We start from the raw sequence: 18,186 nt of genomic DNA, 5'->3' as shown, positions 1-18,186 counted from the left end.
CTATTCCCCGAAGCCGGAAAAGCGACGCACGACCTGGCCGTCCTCGATCAGCGACGCACCGGCGGCGACGATCTCGGTCCCTGCCGGCGGCCCGTCCACAAGCTCGACATGCGCATCGTCGCGCAGGCGGATGTCGACCGGCGTCCGGGCGACCGTGCCGGCAGCGTCGTCACCGGACCCGGGCGTGAACACCATGACCTGCGGGCTGCCGTCGGGCGCGTAGACGAGCGCCTCGGGCGGCAGCAGGATCATCCCTTCGTCCCGCGCCACCCGGCTCACCAGCACCATCGTCGAGGCGCCGGGCAGAATGCCCGCCGCGGCATCCCCCTCGATCCGCAGCGACAGCCGGAAGGTCTGTCCCGTATCGGCGCTTTCGGCTTCGAATTCATAGATCGAGAGCGAAAAGGTCTCGTTCCTGCCCGGGAACGTAGCGTTGAAGGAGATGTCGCCGCCCGACGCTTCCCCGACGAGGACCTCGGGCACGTTGATGTCGATGAGCGTCTCCGACATGTCATGCAGCCGCACCACGGGCTCTCCCGCCTGGATGGTCGTGTAGGGCGCGACCAGCCGGCGCGCCACGACCGCATCGAACGGAGCCTCGAGCGTAGCGTCGTCGAGGGCGGCCTGAGCCTCCTCGACCGCAAGACGGGACAGTTCGGCCTGGGTATTGGCTGCCTCGACCTCGACCCGGGGCACGGCGCTCCCCGAAAGCCGGGACAGGCGTTCCTGGTCCTGCGCATCCTGGGCCAGCGTCGCTTCGGCCTGCTGCAACGACCGTTCGAACCGTGTGCGGTCGAGGGTAGCCACCAGCTCGCCCTCGGCTACGGTCCCGCCCTCGATCACCGGGAAATTCACGATCCGGCCGGAAACCTGAAACGCCAGATCCACCGTCTGCAAGGCGCGCACGCGTCCGGGGAAGGTGCGCTGCTCCGTTGTCTGCCGTGGCGCGAGTTCGACGATCTTGACAGGACGAACCTTCTCCTGCGCGGCCGCGGGAGAGGCGACGAACGCCATGACAGAAAGGGCGAAGGCACGGGCGAGCCCGCGGAAAACAGATCTTGGATCGACGTCACGCACGGGGCACCTCCGGCTAGCGCATTGCCATTTTGAGCCGGGTCATCGACTACGGGCAAACGCAGACGTAGTTTAATGAAACTGGTCAGTAAAGTTTAAGTCGGGGTGGATCGTGAAGCGGCCAGCAAAATCTGCTGACATGTCCATCAAGAGGCACGTTCGCCCCGGGCGGCCGACGGCGGACGAGGCCGAGCGGATCGGCGAAGCGGTGCTGCTGGAAGCCCGATCGCTTTTCGTCGCGAACGGCTACGATCGCACGTCGATGGACCAGCTTGCAGCCCGTTCCGGGGTCTCGAAGCGCACGATCTACACGCGGTTCGAGTCCAAGGCCGATTTGTTCTCGACGGTCGTGCGGCAGTTGGGAGACGCGACCCTCACCGCGCTCGAGTCGACCGAAGTCCCCGAGGGCACGCCCTTCGAGGTGCTTCATGCGCTCGGGGCCGAGCTGACAGCCTTTGCGCGGGACCGGGACATCATCGCAATGGAGCGGATGACGATGGACATGGCACGGGACCTCCCCGAGCTGCTGAAGATCCGCCGGGAACAGTCACGCCGCATTATCGCCGTCGTCGTCCATCGGCTGACGCACATCCTTGTCAGCCCGTCGATGACACCCGAGCAGCTGGAACGCGACGCGTCGATCTTCCTGTCCCTCACCTTGATACCTACGCTTCATCTGGCCATGACAAACCAGAGCGGCGAGCCTGCGGCATCGGAGGACCATCTCTCCCGTGCCGTGCAGATATTCGTCGACGGTTACCTTTGACGCGCCACGGCGCCGCGGGCCCCCGCGCCCGAGGTCGACGATCGGCCCGGTCCGATGAACGGCGTGATGCCCGCGTCAGAGGAGCGGCAAGGCCCCGCTAGCGCGCCGGGGCCCACGGGGGAGCTTCGCGGGCAAAGAACGCCGCGATGCCGGCCCTCGCCTCTTCCGTCTCCCATCGCTCGGCAAGCGCGTCGGCCGTCATCTGCATTGCATCTTCGCCCTCGACCCCCGAAAGCCGGGCACACAGGGCCTTGGCGTCCGCGACAGCGCCGGGGGCGCATTTCAAGATGGCCGACAGCTCCTCCTCGACGGTCGTCTCGAGATCCTGCATCGCGCAGACCCGTGCGACGAGGCCGGCGCGCAGAAGGAAGTCCGCATCGAATGGACGCGCCGTAAAGAAGACCTGCCGCGCGAAGGCGTTGCCCATGCCGCGCACGACGAAAGGCCCGATCGTCGCGGGGATGAGCCCCAGCCGCGTCTCGGTCAGGGCAAAGCGCGTGTCCTCTTCGGCGATGACGAGATCGCAGACCGCCACCAATCCGATCCCGCCGCCATAGGCCGCGCCGTGGACCTGTCCGATCACAGGCTTGGGCAGCCCGTCCCAAAGCGCCAGCATCCGCGCAAGGGTCAACGCCTCGTCGGTCCTGCCCGCGCGATCCTTCCGGGCCTGGTCCCGCATCCAGCCAAGATCGCCACCGGCGCAGAAGCTCGGCCCCTCCCCCGACAGGATCACGACCCGGACGCTTTCGTCCGCCGCGAGGCGGGTCGCAGCCTCGGTCAGCTCGGCGATCATCGCCGCGTTCATGGCGTTGTGCTTGTCCGGGCGGTTCAGCACGACACGTGCCACGCCGCGTTCGTCGATCCCGACCCTTATCGTGTCGTAGCTCATCTCTCGGCCTCCTCTCGGGTCGCGGCGGCAAGGCCTGCGACATGCTCTTCCGCCAGTGCCAGCCGATCGCGGTCGATCCCGGTCGCGACCCCCATGCCGTCCAGCACATCCAGAAGGGCGCCGGTCGACAGGTTGCCCTTTGCGCCCGGTGCGTAAGGGCAGCCGCCAAGGCCGCCGACGGCGCTGTCGAAGCTGCGCAGCCCAAGCTCCAGCGCCACGGCAACATTGCGCAGCGCCGTCCCCCCCGTATCGTGGAAATGCCCCGCCAGGCGGTCAGGGGGCACGCTTGCGATCACGGATTGCAGCATGGCCCGCGTCGCCTCCGGGGTGGCCCGCCCGATCGTGTCCGCCAGCGAAATCTCGTAGCATCCCATCTCGTGAAGCGCGACGGCCACCTCCCGGGCGGCGCCGGGATCGACCGGACCCGAATAGGGGCACTCGACCGCGCAGGAGACGTAGCCCCTGACCGGCAAGTCGGCCGCCGACGCGGCCTCGATCAGCGGTGCGAAGCGGGCGATGCTCTCGGCGATGGTACAATTGATGTTCTTCAGGCTAAACGCCTCGGAGGCCGAGGCGAAGACGGCGACCTCGCTCGCCCCCGCCGCGACGGCCCGCTCGAACCCCTTCATGTTCGGCGTGAGCACGGCATAGCTGACGCCCGGCTCGCGGTGGATGCCGTTCATGACCTCGTCGGCATCGGCCAGTTGCGGCACCCACTTAGGCGAGACGAAACTGGTCGCCTCGATGGCCGGGAATCCCGCGGCCGACAGCAGGTCGATCAGCGCGATCTTGTCCCTGGTCGGGATACGCCCCTTTTCGTTCTGCAGACCGTCCCGCGGGCCGACCTCGAAGATGCGCACATCGGTCATGCCGCCTCCTCCGGCTCCAGCGTGACGAGAACCGCGCCGCCTTCGACGGAGGCGCCCGCGGTGCAATGAACCTCGGCCACCGTGCCGGCGCGGGGCGAGATCAGCGCCGTTTCCATCTTCATCGCCTCCATCACGGCCAAGCGCTGCCCCCCCTCCACAGCGTCGCCGACGCCCACGTCCAGCACCACGACCACGCCGGTCATGGGGGCAAGGACGCTGTCGCTGGCATCGACGAAAGCGGTGCCCTTGCGAAGGTCGGGCAGAAGCAGCTCGTGCGAGACGCCCTGCGTCAGAATCGAAACAAGCCGACCCTCTTGCCGGTTCGCCACGCGCACCGTCGCCTCGACGCGTTGGCGCGCCGCCCCCGTCCGCGCCTTGAACCGACCGTTCTCGCGGACAAGGTCGAACAGCGTAACGGGCTCCTCGCCCTCGCGGTGCAGCGTGACCGAGCGAGGCGCGTGGACCACCAGCCAGCATTCCAGCGGGGCTCCGTCATGCATGAAGATCACGTCATGCACCGCATCGCCCCAAAGCCGCCAGCCGAGGTGCCTGTCCGTCAGATCGAGGTCCAGCGCGGCGATCGCGGCAAACGCCAAATGCAGCGCGCCCGGCGACTCCCCGGCGACGAGGTCTTCCAGCTCGGTCCCGATCAGGCCGGTGTCGAACCTGCCGTCCGCAAAACGGGGGTGGTCCGCCAGCGCCGTGAGAAAGCGCAGGTTGGTCGCCGTCCCGACCACGTGGGTCTCCTGCAGCGCCGACACCAGCGCCCGGCGCGCGGCGTCGCGGTCCGGTGCATGGGTAATGACCTTGGCGATCATCGGGTCGTAGAACGGGCTGATCGCATCGCCGCCTGTCACGCCCGTATCGTTCCGCGCCCGGTCGCTGAAGGTCAGGTGCTCGAGAACCCCCGTCGCCGGGAGAAACCCCTTGGCGGGGTCTTCCGCGTAAAGCCGCGCCTCGAAGGCATGGCCGCCGATGGACAGCGCGTCCTGCGCCAATGGCAACGGCTCGCCCGCCGCCACGCGGATCTGCCATTCGACCAGATCAACACCGGTGATCGCCTCGGTCACCGGATGTTCGACCTGGAGCCGCGTGTTCATCTCCATGAACCAGAAGCCGTCGGTGCGCAGCGCGGCCGACCCGTCTGCGATGAACTCGATCGTGCCTGCCCCGGTGTAGCCGATGGCCTCGGCCGCGCGCACGGCGGCGCCGGTCATGGCCGCGCGGACCTCGTCGCTCATTCCCGGCGCGGGGGCTTCCTCGATCACCTTCTGGTGCCGACGTTGAAGCGAGCAATCCCGTTCGAACAGATGGACGACCCGGCCGTGGCTGTCGCCGAAGACCTGCACTTCGATATGCCGCGGGGCGGTGATGAACTTCTCGATCAGGACGTGGGGATCGCCGAAGGCGGCCTGTCCTTCGCGCCGGGCCGATTGCAGCGCCTCGGCGAAATCGCCCGGTGCGTCGACCTTGCGCATACCCTTGCCACCGCCGCCCGCGCGGGCCTTGATGAGGACCGGGTAGCCGATGCGCGCTGCTTCTTCCGCCAGGAACTCCGGCTCCTGACGGTCGCCCTGATAGCCCTCGACGACGGGCACGCCCGCCTTTTTCATCAGATCCTTGGCGGCGTCCTTCAACCCCATCGCGCGGATCGCCTGGGCGGAGGGCCCGATGAAGGTCAGGCCGGCCGCTTCCACCGCCTCGACGAAATCGGGGTTCTCGGACAGGAAGCCGTAGCCGGGATGGATCGCTTCGGCGCCCGTGGCGCGGGCCGCATCGATGATGCGCTCGCCGACCAGGTAGCTTTCCGCTGCCGGAGAGGGACCGATATGGATCGCCTCATCCGCCAGTTCGACATGCAGCGCACGGGCATCGACCTCCGAGTGTACGGCGACGGTCGCGATCCCCAACCGGTGCGAGGTGCGGATGACACGGCATGCGATCTCGCCGCGGTTGGCGATAAGTATCTTCGAGAAGGGGCGCGTCATGGTCACATCCTGAACAGGCCGAATTTTGTCTCGGGGATCGGGGCGTTCAGCGCCGCGCGCAAGGACAGGGCGACGACGTCGCGGGTCTTGCGCGGATCGATGATACCATCGTCCCAGAGCCGGGCAGAGGCGTAGAGCGGCCTCGACTGGCGGTCGAAGAGATCGAGCGTCGGCTGCTTGAACGATGCCTCCTCCTCGGCCGACCATTCGCCGCCCTTCGCCTCGATCGCGGCGCGGCGCACGTCGGCAAGCACGCCCGACGCCTGCGCCCCGCCCATCACGGCGATCCGCGCATTGGGCCAGATCCAGACGAAGCGCGGACCGAAAGCGCGGCCGCACATGCCGTAGTTGCCTGCCCCGTAAGAGCCGCCGACGATCACGGTGATCTTTGGAACCGAAGCGGTGGAAACGGCGGTGACGAGCTTCGCGCCGTCCTTGGCGATGCCGCCCGCCTCGTATCTCGAGCCCACCATGAAGCCGGTGATGTTCTGCAGGAACAGCAGCGGGATCTTGCGCTGGCAGCACAGCTCGATGAAGTGCGCCCCCTTGGTGGCGCTTTCCGAAAAGAGCACGCCGTTGTTGGCGAGGATCCCCACCGGCAACCCGTCGACATGGGCGAACCCGGTGACAAGCGTGGTGCCGTAGCGCGGCTTGAACTCGGCAAAGTCCGACCCGTCGACCAGCCGCGCGATGAGCTCGCGTGCATCATAGGGTGTCTTGTCGCTGGCGGGCACGATGCCCATGATCTCGTCGGTGGGATAAAGGGGGGCCTCGGGCGATCGCGTCTTGACGTCCGGACGGGGCGCGGGGCCGAGGTGGCCGACGATCTCGCGCGCCAGGGCCAGGGCATGACGGTCGTCGTCGGCAAGATAGTCGGCGACCCCGGAGGCCCTGGTGTGCGTGTCGCCGCCGCCGAGCGTCTCGGCATCCACGATTTCGCCTGTCGCGACCTTGACCAGCGGCGGCCCGGCAAGGAAGATCGTGCCCTGTTCGCGCACGATGATCGTCTGATCGCTCATCGCCGGCACGTAGGCGCCGCCCGCGGTGCAGGAGCCCATGACGACGGCGATCTGCGCGATGCCCTTGGCGCTCATACGGGCCTGATTGTAGAAGATGCGCCCGAAATGGTCCCGGTCGGGGAATACCTCGTCCTGGTTGTTGAGATTGGCGCCGCCGCTGTCCACGAGGTAGATGCAGGGCAGGAAGTTCTCTTCGGCGATCTCTTGCGCGCGAAGGTGCTTCTTGACCGTCATCGGGAAGTAGGTCCCGCCCTTCACGGTGGCATCGTTGCACAGGATCATGCAGTCGCGCCCGGCGACCCGGCCGATCCCGGCAATGGCGCCGGCACAAGGGATCTCGTCATCGTACATCTCGGACGCCGCGAACAGTCCGACCTCCAGAAACGGCGACCCCGGGTCGAGAAGCCCCGCGATCCGGTCCCGCGGCAGAAGCTTGCCGCGCGCGACATGCCGGGCGCGCGATGCGTCGGAGCCGCCTCGAAGCAGGCGTTCGGCGCGCTCCGCGATCCCTTCGAGATGACCTTCCATGGCCGCGGCGTTCTCGGCGAAACCAGGCGATGCGGGGCCGAGGGTGCTATGCAGTTTGCTCATCTCTGGACGCTCTTTCGTAGTGCGGCGCGGCGGGTCATCGGGCCATGAGATCCGGCAGGAACAGGGTGATTTGCGGAAAGGACAGCAGCAGGACAAGCACGACGATCTCCATCCCGAGGAACGGCAGTATGCCGCGGAAGATCGTGCCCAGCGGCACCCGCGTCTGCGCCGCGGCGACATAGGCGTTGAGGCCCAGCGGCGGCGTCAGAAGGCCGATCTCGACCGTCTTGGTCACGACGATGCCGAACCACACGGGATCGTAGCCGAGTGCCATGGCGGTCGGGAACGCAAGCGGCATGGCCAGCGACAGGATCGCCAGCTGGTCCATGAACATGCCCATGACGAGCAGCACGAGGATGATGATCCCCATGATGACCTCGCGCCGCATCTCGGTCGTCGCGACGAATTCCAGCATGGCGTGGGTGATGCGGGTGAACGCCAGATAGTTCGAGAAGATCGCCGAGCAGGCGACGATGGCGACGATCATGACGGTCGCCCTGATCGAACTGCTGACGGACCGATTGAATTGCGCGAAGCTCAGCGTGCGCTGCGCCAGGACGATGAGCAGCGACCCCATGACCCCGAGCGCGGCAGCTTCCGAGGGCGAGACCAGCCCTCCGTAGATCGCTCCGATCACGGCCAGCAACAACGCGACCATGGGAATGACGTGGCGGCTTTGCTTGACCGCTGTCTTGAAGACGAAGGGATCGCCCTTCGGGGCCTGATCCGTCGTCTGGGCGATGATCTTTATGACGACGGCAAGCCCGATGGCAGTCAGGAAACCGGGAAGGATACCCCCGATGAACAGCCGCCCGATCGAGGTTTCCGTCAGAACGCCGTAGACCACGAGCACGATGGAGGGCGGCACGACGACGGCGAGCGTGCCGCCGACGCTGACCACCGCCGCCGCAAGCCGGTCGGAATAGCGGTGCGCGCGCATCTCGGGATAGGCCGAGGCGGACATCGCGGCCGTCGAGGCGGTCGAACTGCCGACGAGGGCGGCGAGGATCACCGAGGCCGCGACCGTCGCCATCGCCAGCCCGCCTTTCACGTGCCCGATCCAGGCCTGGCAGGCGATGATCGCGCGGCGCGTCACGTCGCCCGCCGTCAGAAGCTCCGCCATCAGGATGAAAAGCGGGATCGCGACCAGGATGAAGGAGGCCGAGGTATCGAAGAAGGTACGTTGAAGCACCGCCAGCGCGGGACGCGGCCCGAGCTGAAACGCAAGGCCGAGGGTACCCGAGATCCCCATTGCGAAGGCGATGGGCACCCGGAACACCATCAGGGCCGCAAGCAGTCCGAGTATGACGATGAAGGTCAGCATGTGAATTCCGGGCGCCGGTGTGAGCGAGGGACAGCCGCCGGCAGTGGGCGGCTGTCGTCTAGGTGACGGACGGATAAGACGGTCAGTCGGCCGTCAGGTTGCCGTAGATCTCGAGGACCTCCGACGCCCGGTCGTCGCCCAGCCGCTCGGACCAGTCCGCGTTCACCGCCTCGAGGTCGGTGGTGATGGCGGACAGCTCGTCCCCGGTGAATTCGTAGGTCTCGATCCCCTGGGACGCCCATTCATCGATCAGGCCGGACACCGAGTCGTCCTGGGCCTGGGCGACATGCATGGCGACGTCTTTGCCAGTGCTGACCAGCTGGCCTTGCGTTTCGGCGGACAGGCTGTCGAACAGGTCGCTGCGCACGACCATGACGAAGCTGTAGCCGCCGAAGGACCCGTTGGTCGAGATGTGACTTACGACCTCGTTCAGCTTGTAGCCGGGCACCGAGGCGAGCGGAAACAGCACCGCGTCAAGGCGTCCGCGTTCGATGGCGGGGTAGACTTCCGGCCCGGGGATCGAGATGCCGACACCGCCCAGCGCACGGGCTGTCATGGCCTGGGTGGAGCCGGAGGTCCGGACGTCCTTGCCATCCCAGTCGTCGCCGGCGCCAAGACGCTCCTTGGCCAGCACCTGGTACGGCGGCAGGACGAAGCCGAAGATCGGGGTGACGTCGGTCTCGAGGATCTCCTCGCGCAGCGGGCCCTCGGCCAGCATTTCCTGAAGCGCCTCGGTCCCCTCGACGGCACTGCCGTAGAAGCCCGGCAGCGCGATCACCGAGTTCAGAGGAAGCGAATCCGCATGGTAGGGTGTGCCCAGAAGCGCTGCGTCGAGGATGCCGCTGTTCACCGCATCGAGCTGGGCCTTCGCCTTCGCGGCCTGCTCGGAGGGGAAATGTTCAAAGGTGATCTCGCCGTCGGTGGCCTCCTCCACCGCATCCATCCAGCGCGTCGTCCCCTCCATCGAGACGATGTGGCTGGTGGACTGGAAATCTCCGAGGCGCAGGGTCTCGGCCTGCGCGGCAAGCGTGCCGAAGCCCAGGCTCGCGGCCATTCCCGCCAGTATGATGGTCATGGTCTTCATTTCAGTCTCCTCCCTGGAAACGTTCAGATCTTGGTTTGCCGTGTCGTGTCGTTCAGAACTCCATGGCGCGTCCTCCCAGCGCGGCATCGTGGAGCAGGCGCAGGACGAGAACACCGCATCCCAGCGGGACCACGGCATAGGCCCAGCCCAGCGGCCAATCGACGACTCCGTATTCGACATGCCCGTCCAGAATCGCGCCCAGCGCGAATTTCCCGGCCATGTAGGTGACGGCGGCGAAGAACGCCGCCGGCAGAAGCAGGCGCAGCTTCACGATCGCTGCGCCCAGCACGCCCGGCGGCCGCTCCGGCGTGAACTCGAGCGCCAGGTGTCCGCGGTCGCGATAGACCCGCGACAGCGAGAGTGTGGCCAGGGCCGGCATCATGAACAGTTCGGTCAACTCGAACTGGATCTGCACCGGGTAGCTGAAGAACAGGCGGAGCAAGATATCAGCGTTGATCAACGCCGCGACCGCGACAAGCGCCAGGCACCCTGCTAGATGCAGGACATCCTCCAGCTTTCTCAACGCCGCTTCGAACATCGCGTCACCCCCCCCCCTGCCCGTCTGCTTCAGCGCCGCGGCAGCTCGACGACGGCCGAGCCGATGGCCGAAAGCTCACCGTCCTGCTGCTCGGCCCGCTGCTCGATCTCCAGAAGAGCGCGCCCGTTCTCCTCGAACTTGCGGGAGACGCTGCCGTTGATGAGGATCACGTCACCTTCGGGGTTGTGACGCCGGACCTGGCACTTCGCGCCGCGCAGGACACCATCGTCGCCCATCCAGTTGGTGACATGCTGGGTCAGCCAGGAGGCCCGCTCGGGACCGTAGTCGTAGGCCCCCGGCGCCCCGACCTCGAGCGCGAACTCCTCCTCCCAATGAACCCGCTCGGGGCAGTCGGGAATGCCGAAGCGGTTCTTCGGGCCGGCGCTGGGATGCTTCTGCTGCAGTTGCCAGGCGAGCTTGTTGGCGCGGATGTAAAGACCGCCCCAGCCCTGCGCGTAGGCGATGAAGCCGGTGGCCGTCATCGGCCCCTTGACCATCGTGGGAAGCTTGTCCCCTTCGTTCACGTCGCCCCAGTAGCGGGTATCGGCGCCGCGGATCTCTTCACGTTCGTAATACTTGTAGTATTCATTCAGTTCGTCGTCGGTCCAGGTGCGCCGTCCCTTGGCCTTGGCGTCGGTGTACTTGGTGCCGTTCTCGCGCGCCTGATCGCGGTCGGTGCGGAAACACCAGCTGTCGGCGTCAGCGACCAGATCGCCGGTCTTCGCGTCGTAGAAATCGACGTGGTAGATCTGCTGGACCGCGCGGCCGGCAAAACGGGTTTCGTGTTCGACGAGATCCTTCAGGACCGCTTCGGTGCGGAACTCCATGTTGCGCGTGATCGTCTTGTGCCAGTTCCAGTCCGACCCCGACCACATGGCGTGCACGCCCGGCAGCCCCCCGACATAGCCCGAGATGATCCTGTTGGTCGCGAACAGGAAGCTGGGCAGCCCGATGATGTCGCCGTACTTCGTCTGCCTGGCGTAGTCCGGATCGCACCAAAGCGGATTGTCGTCCCCGATCCCGTGCGCGTAGTGGCGGATGTTGTCGCGCGTCGCCTCGTAGCACCACGGCTCGACCGTCTTCTCGATCTTCACGCCGATCCGCTTGCGCAGATCGTCGAGCCCCTCCTCGGTGATCTTGGGGAATTTGCGTTGCGTCATGTCGTTCATCGGGGTGTCTCCTCCAGACGTGTTCGAGGGCTGCGGGTCATTCCGCGGCCTGATGTGCCTCGGCCGCCCACTTGCGCAGGATGGTGCGGTTGACCTTGCCGGCGGGGGTCTTCGGCAGCTCGCGCACGAACTCGATCTGCCGCGGGTATTCATGTCGTGCCAGGCGGGCGCGGACGTGGTCCTGTATTGCCGCCCCCAGGTCCTCGGTCTCGGCGCCCTTGAGGATGATGTAGGCCTTGACGACGAGGCCCCTGATCTTGTCAGGCGCACCCACGACACCGCACTCGGCCACCTCGGGATGGCTCAGGATCGCGTCCTCGACCTCGACGGCGCCGATGGTCCAGCCGGCCGAGATGATGACGTCGTCCGCGCGGCCGCCGTGGTAAAAATAGCCATCCTCGTCGACCCGGCCGAGGTCCTTGGTCGGAAACCAGGCATCCTTCTTCCTGACCATCAGCTCGCCCGTTTCGCCGGGATCGGCCGGGCTGCCGTCGGGCCGCTGGACCATGACCTCCACACCCGGCACGGCCTTGCCCATGGCGCCGTCGCGGACCTCCAGATCATCCGCGCCGGGATAATTCGAGATGATCACCCCGATCTCGGTGGTGCCGTACATCGACCGGACCTTCGTGCCGAAGACACGCTCGACATAGGCCGCGGTCTCGGAATCGATGGGTTCGCCGGTGAAGGACAGCTTGTCGAAACAGTAGTCGAACTGCTCGGCCTCTCCCGAATTGCGCATCATCCGGTAGTGCGTGGCGGCGGCCGTCAGGTTGGTGATGCGGAAGTCCTGCAGGGCTTTCAGCAGGCGCACCGGATCGAACTTGCCGCTGAACGTGCCGGTCGAGACCCCCATCGCCAGGGGCGCGAAGGTCCCGTGCCACAGCCCATGCCCCCAGGCGGGCGACGACGGGCAAAAGAACCTGTCCCCGGGCCGGATACCGGTGGCGTACAGCGCGGCGACCATCAGCGTCACGATCGACTGATGACTGTGCTTCACCGCCGCCGGCAGGGCCCGCGTTGTCCCCGAGGTGTATTGAAGGACCGCCAGATCGCGGCCCGCGGTGGACCATTCGAAAACCTCGGGCAGCGCGTCGAGGGACGTGAGGAAATCCGCGTCGATCACGGCGACGTTCCGGGCGCCGCCCTCGCGCGCATCATCCGCCTTGTCGGAATTGGTGATGAAGACCTTCGGCTCGCAATCCCCGACCCGGAGGCGGATGCCCTCCGGCCCGAACAGAGAGAACATCGGAACCGCAACGGCGCCCGCCTTGATGATGCCGAAGAGCGCGGCATAGAACGGCAGCGACGGCTCGATCATGACCGCGACCCGGTCGCCCGGCTCGACCCCCTTGCCGCGCAGGAAGTGCGCGATCTGGGACGAACGGCGGGAGATCTCGGCAAACGTGATGGTCTCGTCCGTGCCGTCCGAATGCGCGACGCGGAGTGCGACGCGGTCCCCCGCGACATGCCGGTCGATGCATTCGTGAGCGATGTTGAACCGCTCTCGCGTGCCTTCGAACAGATCCCACAACGCATCCTTCGAGTAGTGGCGCTGCGCGTCCTCGTAGGACGTGAAGTCTGTCAGACGGGTCATGTCGTGCGGTCCTCCCCGACCTGGCGTTGCATCGCCGCCGGAGCGCTCGCCCCGGATCGTTGACAAGCCTAGGGATTGCAGAACATCATTGTCAATAAGGTTCATCCATTGTATATACGCAATGAAATTGTTCCACCAGAGGGGCCGCATGTCAGACGAAACGACCGCAGTCGCGGGCCGCAGGCAGGTTCCGGCCGTGACCCGCGCCCTCGCCATCCTGAGATTCCTCGCCCGGTCGAGCGAACCTGCCGGGGTCAATCCCATCGCGCGGGAACTCGGTCTCGTGCCGAGCACCTGCATGCACATCCTGCGGGCCCTTCAGGACGAGGGGATGGTGGAGTTCGACCCGCAGACAAAGCGCTACTCGATCGGCATCGGGATACTGCCGCTTGCCAGATCGGCCCTGCACCGCAACACTTTCTCGGCGCTGATCCAGCCGCGCCTCTCGGAGTTCTCGGCCGAATACGGCGTGACCAGCGCGGCCACGCAGATCTCGGACAGCGACCACATGATCGTCGTCGCCCTCTCGCAATCGACCATGCCGTTTCGCCTCCAGGTCGATCTCGGAAGTCGCTTTCCCGCGCTCATAAGCGCGACCGGCCGGCTCTTCGCGGCGTTCAACGCCCTGGACGAAGCGACGCTGCGCCGGCGCTTCGAAAAGCTGGTCTGGGACCACCCGCCGACATTCGAGGCCTGGATGGACGAGGTCCGCGACGCGAAGGAGCGAGGCTATTCCGCGGACCGGGGCAGCTACATCTCGGGCGTCACGGTGGTTGCCGTTCCCGCTTTTGCCGGCGACGGGACGATGACCCGATCCATCGTCGCCATCGGCATTTCCGAACGGTTGGAAGACGGGCAGATCCCCGCGCTTGCACAGGCGATGCAGGCGATCCGCGATCAGGTCCAGGATCTTCATGTCGACGAGAGAGGCTGAGATGACCGACGCAGAGACCTCGCCGGACGGCTGGAAGACCGTTCGGGCCGACGGGTACGTCGACCTGATCGGCCCGCTGCTGCGGCGCACGATCGGCGGAGAGACCGTCTACGGCCTCCAGACCGCGGAGAAGCACCGCAATTTTCTCGGGCTTGTCCACGGGGGCGTCCTGACAGGCCTGCTGGATCAGGTTCTGGCCGTGGTCGCCTGGAACGCGGCGGATCGGGCGCCGACCGTCACGGTCCAGATGGATACACGCTTCCTGGGGGCCGCCAAGGCCGGAGATTTTCTCGAAGTGCACGCCAGACTGCGCCATGCAACGCGATCGCTGATTTTCATCGACGGCGACATCAGCAGCAGGACCGGCCCGATCGCCGCCGCGTCGGCCGTGATGAAGATCGCGCGACAGACGGAGGCACCGCGATGAGCGAGACGGAAACCGGAGCCCGCCCGGGGCCCCTTGCCGGCATACGGGTGCTCGATTTCTCCCGGATCCTGTCGGGTCCCTACGCCAGCATGGTGCTGGCCGACCTCGGCGCCGAGGTGATCAAGGTCGAACCGATCGGCAAGGGGGACGAAACCCGTAACTTCCCGCCCTTTCACGGCAATCTCAGCCACTATTACATTGCGCTCAATCGCGGCAAGAAATGCATCGCACTGGACCTCAAGTCCCCCGAGGGGCGTCGCATCGCCACGGACCTTGCACGTCGAAGCGACATCCTTCTCGAGAACTTCCGCCCCGGGGTGATGGACCGGCTGGGACTTGGGTACGAGGCCCTGCGCGCCGAGAACGAACGGCTGATCTATGGCTCCATCACCGGCTTCGGACGAACCGGCCCGCTCGCCGACAAGCCCGCCTTCGACATCGTGGCACAGGCACTTTCCGGTGTGATGAGCATCAATCGCGAGCCGGGGCAGGCGCCGAACAAGTTGGGCCTGCCCCTGGGCGACATGGCCGGCAGCATCTTCTCCCTCTTTGGTCTCCTTGCCGCGCTGCACGAGCGCAATGCGACCGGTCGCGGACGGCATGTCGAGATCGCGATGCTGGATGCGCTGATCGCGCTGCAAGGCTACCTGTCTCAGATCTATTTCGTCTCGGGCAGGAGCCCGGAACCGGTGGGCACGCAGCATCCAAGCATCGTTCCCTACGGCTCGTTCCCGACCTCGGACGGGCACGTCATCGTCGCCTGCCTGACCGAACATTTCTGGCACAACTTCGCCCGCTGCCTCGGCCACGAGGCGCTGATCGACGATGCCCGCTTCCGCGTCTACGATCAGCGGCTCGCCAACCGCGACGCGCTACACGTCATCATCGCGGCCCGGATGACGCAGGACACGACGGCCTACTGGCTCGACCGCCTGGCCGAGTTCGACGTCCCTTCGGCCCCCATCCTGTCGATCGGCGAGTCGCTGGAGCAGGATCATGTGCGCGAGGCCGGGCTGATCGAGACGGTCGTGCATGACAGCGAAGGCGACATGCGCCTTGTCCGAGGTCCCCTGCGCTTCGACGGCGAAAGCCCTGCCCCCAGCCGCGCACCGCATCTTCTGGGCGAAGACACGGTCTCGATCCTCCGCGACACGCTCGGTTACAGTCCCGCCGAGCTCGAAGCGCTGGAGGAGGCCGGGGTCATTCAAGGATCGGCCGCAACCTCGGCCACTGGCAAATCCGTGTAGACCGCATCGATCCCCTCGGTCGCCACCAATATCGAACATGGGGTTTGCCGATCGTATCCCGAGGGTGCTGCAGGGCCCCGAAACGGCGCATTCAGTTTCGCGGGTCAGGCCCACCTTGGCTGCTTGCGATCTCTTCCCTGGGCCCTGCCGAACGAGGGCGGGCGCACCCGCCGCTTGTCCAGCCATTCTACTGCTCAGGCCGATCTGCGAGGCGTTCCGCCTGAACCGCCCGCGAGCGGGAGCAGCTATGGACGTAGCCACAGACTGCCCCGTCGGGAGCGGCGCATCTTTCGGCAGTGCCCCTCCGCGCAGGGGCTGAGGGCTCCTGCACCCGGCGGTTCAGGCTTTCCGGAGCTTCGCCTGTTCCAGCGCCCAGTACTCCATGTCGAAGAGGTCGGCTTCGGAGATCGGGGTGAACCGGTCGTAGTCCTCGGCCGCGTTCACGATGCGGCTGGTCTGTTCCAGGAGGTCGCCCGCGATCCGCGCGGCCTTTGCATCGCGGCCGAGAGCGATGCCCCCCACGCCGGGAATGAGCACGATGCGGGGCAGCGGGTCGAGCATGACCTTCTCCTCACTGGCGCGGGAGGCGTTGCGGTCGAAATAGGCCCGGTACTCCGCCTCGTAGGCGTCGAGTGCCTGGTCGACCCGCCCCCGATCCGCATCGGCCTCGAGGATCATGCCGAAGGGCTTGATCCGGATCACGTGGTCTGGCGTCGCGGTGCCCCGCCGTGACAGCTCGGCCAGGTCGGCACGACCGAGGTAGGCACGGATGGATGGTGTGGAGCGGACGTCGAGGGCGGGGTCCCCGCCCAGGCCACCGCGATCGGCCAGAGCATCGCGCAGCGTCGACGCAAGTGCGCCCGGAACATCCCGGTCAGTCTTTTCCGGGCCGGGCACCACGATCCCTCGCGCGGCCAGATGCTCTTCGGCCAGCGTGACGAACTCGATCATCAGCTCGTAGCTCTCCCGCGCGGTCTCCGCGAAGGTGAAGAGCCCGTGCTGCGCAAGCCAGAGCCCCTGGACGGACGGGTCGCGCGCAAGGGCGTCCTTGCAGGCGTGGCTCAGGTCGTATCCCGGCATCACGTAGGGCACCCAGCCCACGCGGTCGCCGTAGATCTCCTTCACGCGGGCCTCCATGCCCGCCTGGTCGGCCAGGGCGAGTATCGCGGTGGCGTGGGTGTGATCCACGAAGGCATGCGGCATGTAGGCATGCAGCAGCGCCTCGATGGAGGGGGTCGGCGCCTCCGGTTCGAGCAGGTTGCTGCGCAGGAAAGCGACCATGTCCTCGTCGGACATGTGCGGGATGTCCCGTGTGGTCAGCAGCGGCGCGAGGCGCATCGCGGGCAGGCCGGGCGCCTCGATGTCGCCGAGATCCCAGCCGGACCCCTTCACGTGAATGACGGCGCCGCCTTCGGCATCGGGGATCTTGACGGAGGTGTTGCCCCCTCCGTGCAGCACAAGGTCGGGGTCCTGCCCGATCAGGCGCGAGGTATAGACCCGCAGCCCCAGCGCGGCAGGTTGGCCCGCGGCCTCGGCCTCGGCCACGTAGGCCTCGGCATCCTTGTCGTTCCATCGGCTCTGCATCGCAGCTCTCCTCGGACGTCGAAGGGGGGCGCCTCGGGGCGCCCCCCCGCTGTGGGTGGTGGACGGGCTTCAGAAGTCGAAGTCGTCGATGTTCTCGGCGGTGAAGACCGTCCGTTCGGGCAGAAGGATGATCCCGTTGCCCTCGGCCTCATAGTCGTAGCCCTGCACGGAGTTCGGCGAGACCTCGACCGTACCGATGCCCGGCACCTCGACGCTGTCGCCCACGTTGAGGGGCCCGTTCTCCAGCACATGCGCCGCGACCGCGACCGAGATCGCGCCCTGCTGGGTCACATCCCAAAGCCCGAAGCGTTCCACGGTGCCGCGCTCGACATAGGGGCGCATGACGTTCGGCGTCGAGAAGCCGACGATGGCCACGTCCTCTGCACGGTCGAGATTCTCGGCTGCCTGCGCCGAGGCCGGAAGCGCATTGGCATCGGGCGCGATGATCGCATCGAGATCCGGATAGGCGTTGAGGATGCTCTCGGCGGTTTGCAGCGATTTCTGCGCATCGTTGTAGCCATACTGGGTCGTGACGATTTCCCAGCCCGGATGCTCCTCAGCGATCTGCGCCTTCGCCGCCTCGGCCCAGGCATTCTGGTCGGTGACGGTGGGAGACGAGTAGAAGAAGGCGACCTTGGCGTCTTCCTTGCTCTCGAGGCTGTCGTCGGCCATCTCGACCAGCAGGCCGCCGAGCTGCTCCGGGGTGCCCTGGTTGACGTAGTAGGACCGGCACTCGGGGCTCACGTCGCTGTCCCAGGTCATCACCAGCACGTCGCGGGCCATGGCCTGTTTCAGCGCCGGGCAGAGCCCGTCGGGAGACACGGACGACAGGATGACAGCGCCGTATCCCTGGTTGACGAAGTTGTTCACGAACTGGACCTGGCCGGAGACACTGGGCTCCGTCGGGCCGTCATAGGTCACGTTGACGCCCAGCTCCTCGCCCATTGCCGTGGCGCCATTGCCGCCCGAGGTGAAGAACCCAACCCCGACGAGCTTGGGAATGAAGGCAATGTCCTCGGCGACCGCGGCGTTTGCCATCATCAGCCCCAGGGCGGCGGTGCCCAACATTTTTGTCGTTCTACGCAT

The 18,186-nt window shown here is 66.6% G+C and carries 16 protein-coding genes; 4 read left to right on the top strand and 12 right to left on the bottom strand.

Going from position 1 to position 18,186, the window contains the following annotated elements:
• Positions 1 to 1,077: an efflux RND transporter periplasmic adaptor subunit gene (locus RM543_RS16590; RefSeq protein ID WP_311693662.1), complete on the bottom strand. Its 1,077-nt coding sequence runs from the start codon at positions 1,075 to 1,077 to the stop codon at positions 1 to 3.
• 136 nt (positions 1,078 to 1,213) lie between these two features.
• Between RM543_RS16590 and RM543_RS16585 the strand changes: the two genes are divergently transcribed.
• Positions 1,214 to 1,840 carry a TetR/AcrR family transcriptional regulator gene (locus RM543_RS16585; protein WP_311693660.1) on the top strand — a complete coding sequence of 209 codons (627 nt, stop codon included), beginning with the start codon at positions 1,214 to 1,216 and terminating at the stop codon, positions 1,838 to 1,840.
• Positions 1,841 to 1,937: 97 nt separating this feature from the next.
• On the opposite strand, the gene RM543_RS16580 is transcribed toward RM543_RS16585, so the two are convergent.
• The 9 genes from RM543_RS16580 to RM543_RS16540 all read right to left on the bottom strand — a co-directional run bounded on the left by RM543_RS16580 (position 1,938) and on the right by RM543_RS16540 (position 12,908).
• Positions 1,938 to 2,729, bottom strand: a complete 792-nt coding sequence (locus RM543_RS16580) for a crotonase/enoyl-CoA hydratase family protein (protein WP_311693658.1) — start codon at positions 2,727 to 2,729, stop codon at positions 1,938 to 1,940.
• Positions 2,726 to 3,598, bottom strand: a complete 873-nt coding sequence (locus RM543_RS16575; RefSeq protein WP_311693657.1) for a hydroxymethylglutaryl-CoA lyase — start codon at positions 3,596 to 3,598, stop codon at positions 2,726 to 2,728. Before RM543_RS16575 ends, RM543_RS16580 begins: the two co-directional genes overlap by 4 nt.
• Positions 3,595 to 5,586 carry an acetyl/propionyl/methylcrotonyl-CoA carboxylase subunit alpha gene (locus RM543_RS16570; RefSeq protein ID WP_311693655.1) on the bottom strand — a complete coding sequence of 664 codons (1,992 nt, stop codon included), beginning with the start codon at positions 5,584 to 5,586 and terminating at the stop codon, positions 3,595 to 3,597. Before RM543_RS16570 ends, RM543_RS16575 begins: the two co-directional genes overlap by 4 nt.
• A 2-nt stretch (positions 5,587 to 5,588) precedes the next feature.
• Complete coding sequence (locus RM543_RS16565) at positions 5,589 to 7,196, bottom strand: carboxyl transferase domain-containing protein (RefSeq protein WP_432280474.1); 1,608 nt, start codon at positions 7,194 to 7,196, stop codon at positions 5,589 to 5,591.
• Between the two features lie 34 nt (positions 7,197 to 7,230).
• A complete protein-coding gene (locus tag RM543_RS16560) occupies positions 7,231 to 8,520 on the bottom strand; it encodes a TRAP transporter large permease (protein ID WP_311693653.1) in 1,290 nt (429 codons plus the stop codon).
• 82 nt (positions 8,521 to 8,602) lie between these two features.
• Complete coding sequence (locus tag RM543_RS16555; protein WP_311693651.1) at positions 8,603 to 9,604, bottom strand: TRAP transporter substrate-binding protein; 1,002 nt, start codon at positions 9,602 to 9,604, stop codon at positions 8,603 to 8,605.
• Between the two features lie 52 nt (positions 9,605 to 9,656).
• Positions 9,657 to 10,142, bottom strand: coding sequence for a TRAP transporter small permease (locus tag RM543_RS16550; RefSeq protein WP_311693649.1), 486 nt, complete (start codon positions 10,140 to 10,142; stop codon positions 9,657 to 9,659).
• A gap of 29 nt (positions 10,143 to 10,171) precedes the next feature.
• Positions 10,172 to 11,311, bottom strand: coding sequence for an FAS1-like dehydratase domain-containing protein (locus tag RM543_RS16545; protein WP_311693646.1), 1,140 nt, complete (start codon positions 11,309 to 11,311; stop codon positions 10,172 to 10,174).
• A gap of 37 nt (positions 11,312 to 11,348) precedes the next feature.
• Positions 11,349 to 12,908, bottom strand: a complete 1,560-nt coding sequence (locus RM543_RS16540) for an acetate--CoA ligase (protein ID WP_311693644.1) — start codon at positions 12,906 to 12,908, stop codon at positions 11,349 to 11,351.
• Positions 12,909 to 13,056: 148 nt separating this feature from the next.
• Here RM543_RS16540 and RM543_RS16535 point away from each other — a divergent pair, with 148 nt between their 5' ends.
• The 3 genes from RM543_RS16535 to RM543_RS16525 are packed head-to-tail and all read left to right on the top strand — an operon-like array spanning position 13,057 to position 15,516.
• Positions 13,057 to 13,842 carry an IclR family transcriptional regulator gene (locus RM543_RS16535; protein ID WP_311693642.1) on the top strand — a complete coding sequence of 262 codons (786 nt, stop codon included), beginning with the start codon at positions 13,057 to 13,059 and terminating at the stop codon, positions 13,840 to 13,842.
• Between the two features lies 1 nt (position 13,843).
• On the top strand, positions 13,844 to 14,269 hold the full coding sequence (locus RM543_RS16530; protein ID WP_311693640.1) for a PaaI family thioesterase: 426 nt from the start codon (positions 13,844 to 13,846) through the stop codon (positions 14,267 to 14,269).
• Positions 14,266 to 15,516 carry a CaiB/BaiF CoA transferase family protein gene (locus RM543_RS16525; RefSeq protein WP_311693638.1) on the top strand — a complete coding sequence of 417 codons (1,251 nt, stop codon included), beginning with the start codon at positions 14,266 to 14,268 and terminating at the stop codon, positions 15,514 to 15,516. Before RM543_RS16530 ends, RM543_RS16525 begins: the two co-directional genes overlap by 4 nt.
• Before the next feature lie 339 nt (positions 15,517 to 15,855).
• On the opposite strand, the gene RM543_RS16520 is transcribed toward RM543_RS16525, so the two are convergent.
• Together RM543_RS16520 and lsrB are read right to left on the bottom strand one after the other, a co-directional pair.
• Positions 15,856 to 17,100 (bottom strand): class II aldolase/adducin family protein, encoded by a 1,245-nt coding sequence (locus tag RM543_RS16520; RefSeq protein ID WP_311693636.1) that lies wholly within the window; start codon positions 17,098 to 17,100, stop codon positions 15,856 to 15,858.
• Between the two features lie 69 nt (positions 17,101 to 17,169).
• Positions 17,170 to 18,186: an autoinducer 2 ABC transporter substrate-binding protein LsrB gene (gene lsrB / locus RM543_RS16515; protein WP_311693634.1), complete on the bottom strand. Its 1,017-nt coding sequence runs from the start codon at positions 18,184 to 18,186 to the stop codon at positions 17,170 to 17,172.

This window comes from Tropicimonas omnivorans (assembly GCF_031846565.1).
GTDB classification, from domain to species: Bacteria; Pseudomonadota; Alphaproteobacteria; order Rhodobacterales; family Rhodobacteraceae; genus Tropicimonas_B; species Tropicimonas_B omnivorans.
This window is presented reverse-complemented; position numbering and strand designations above follow the sequence as displayed.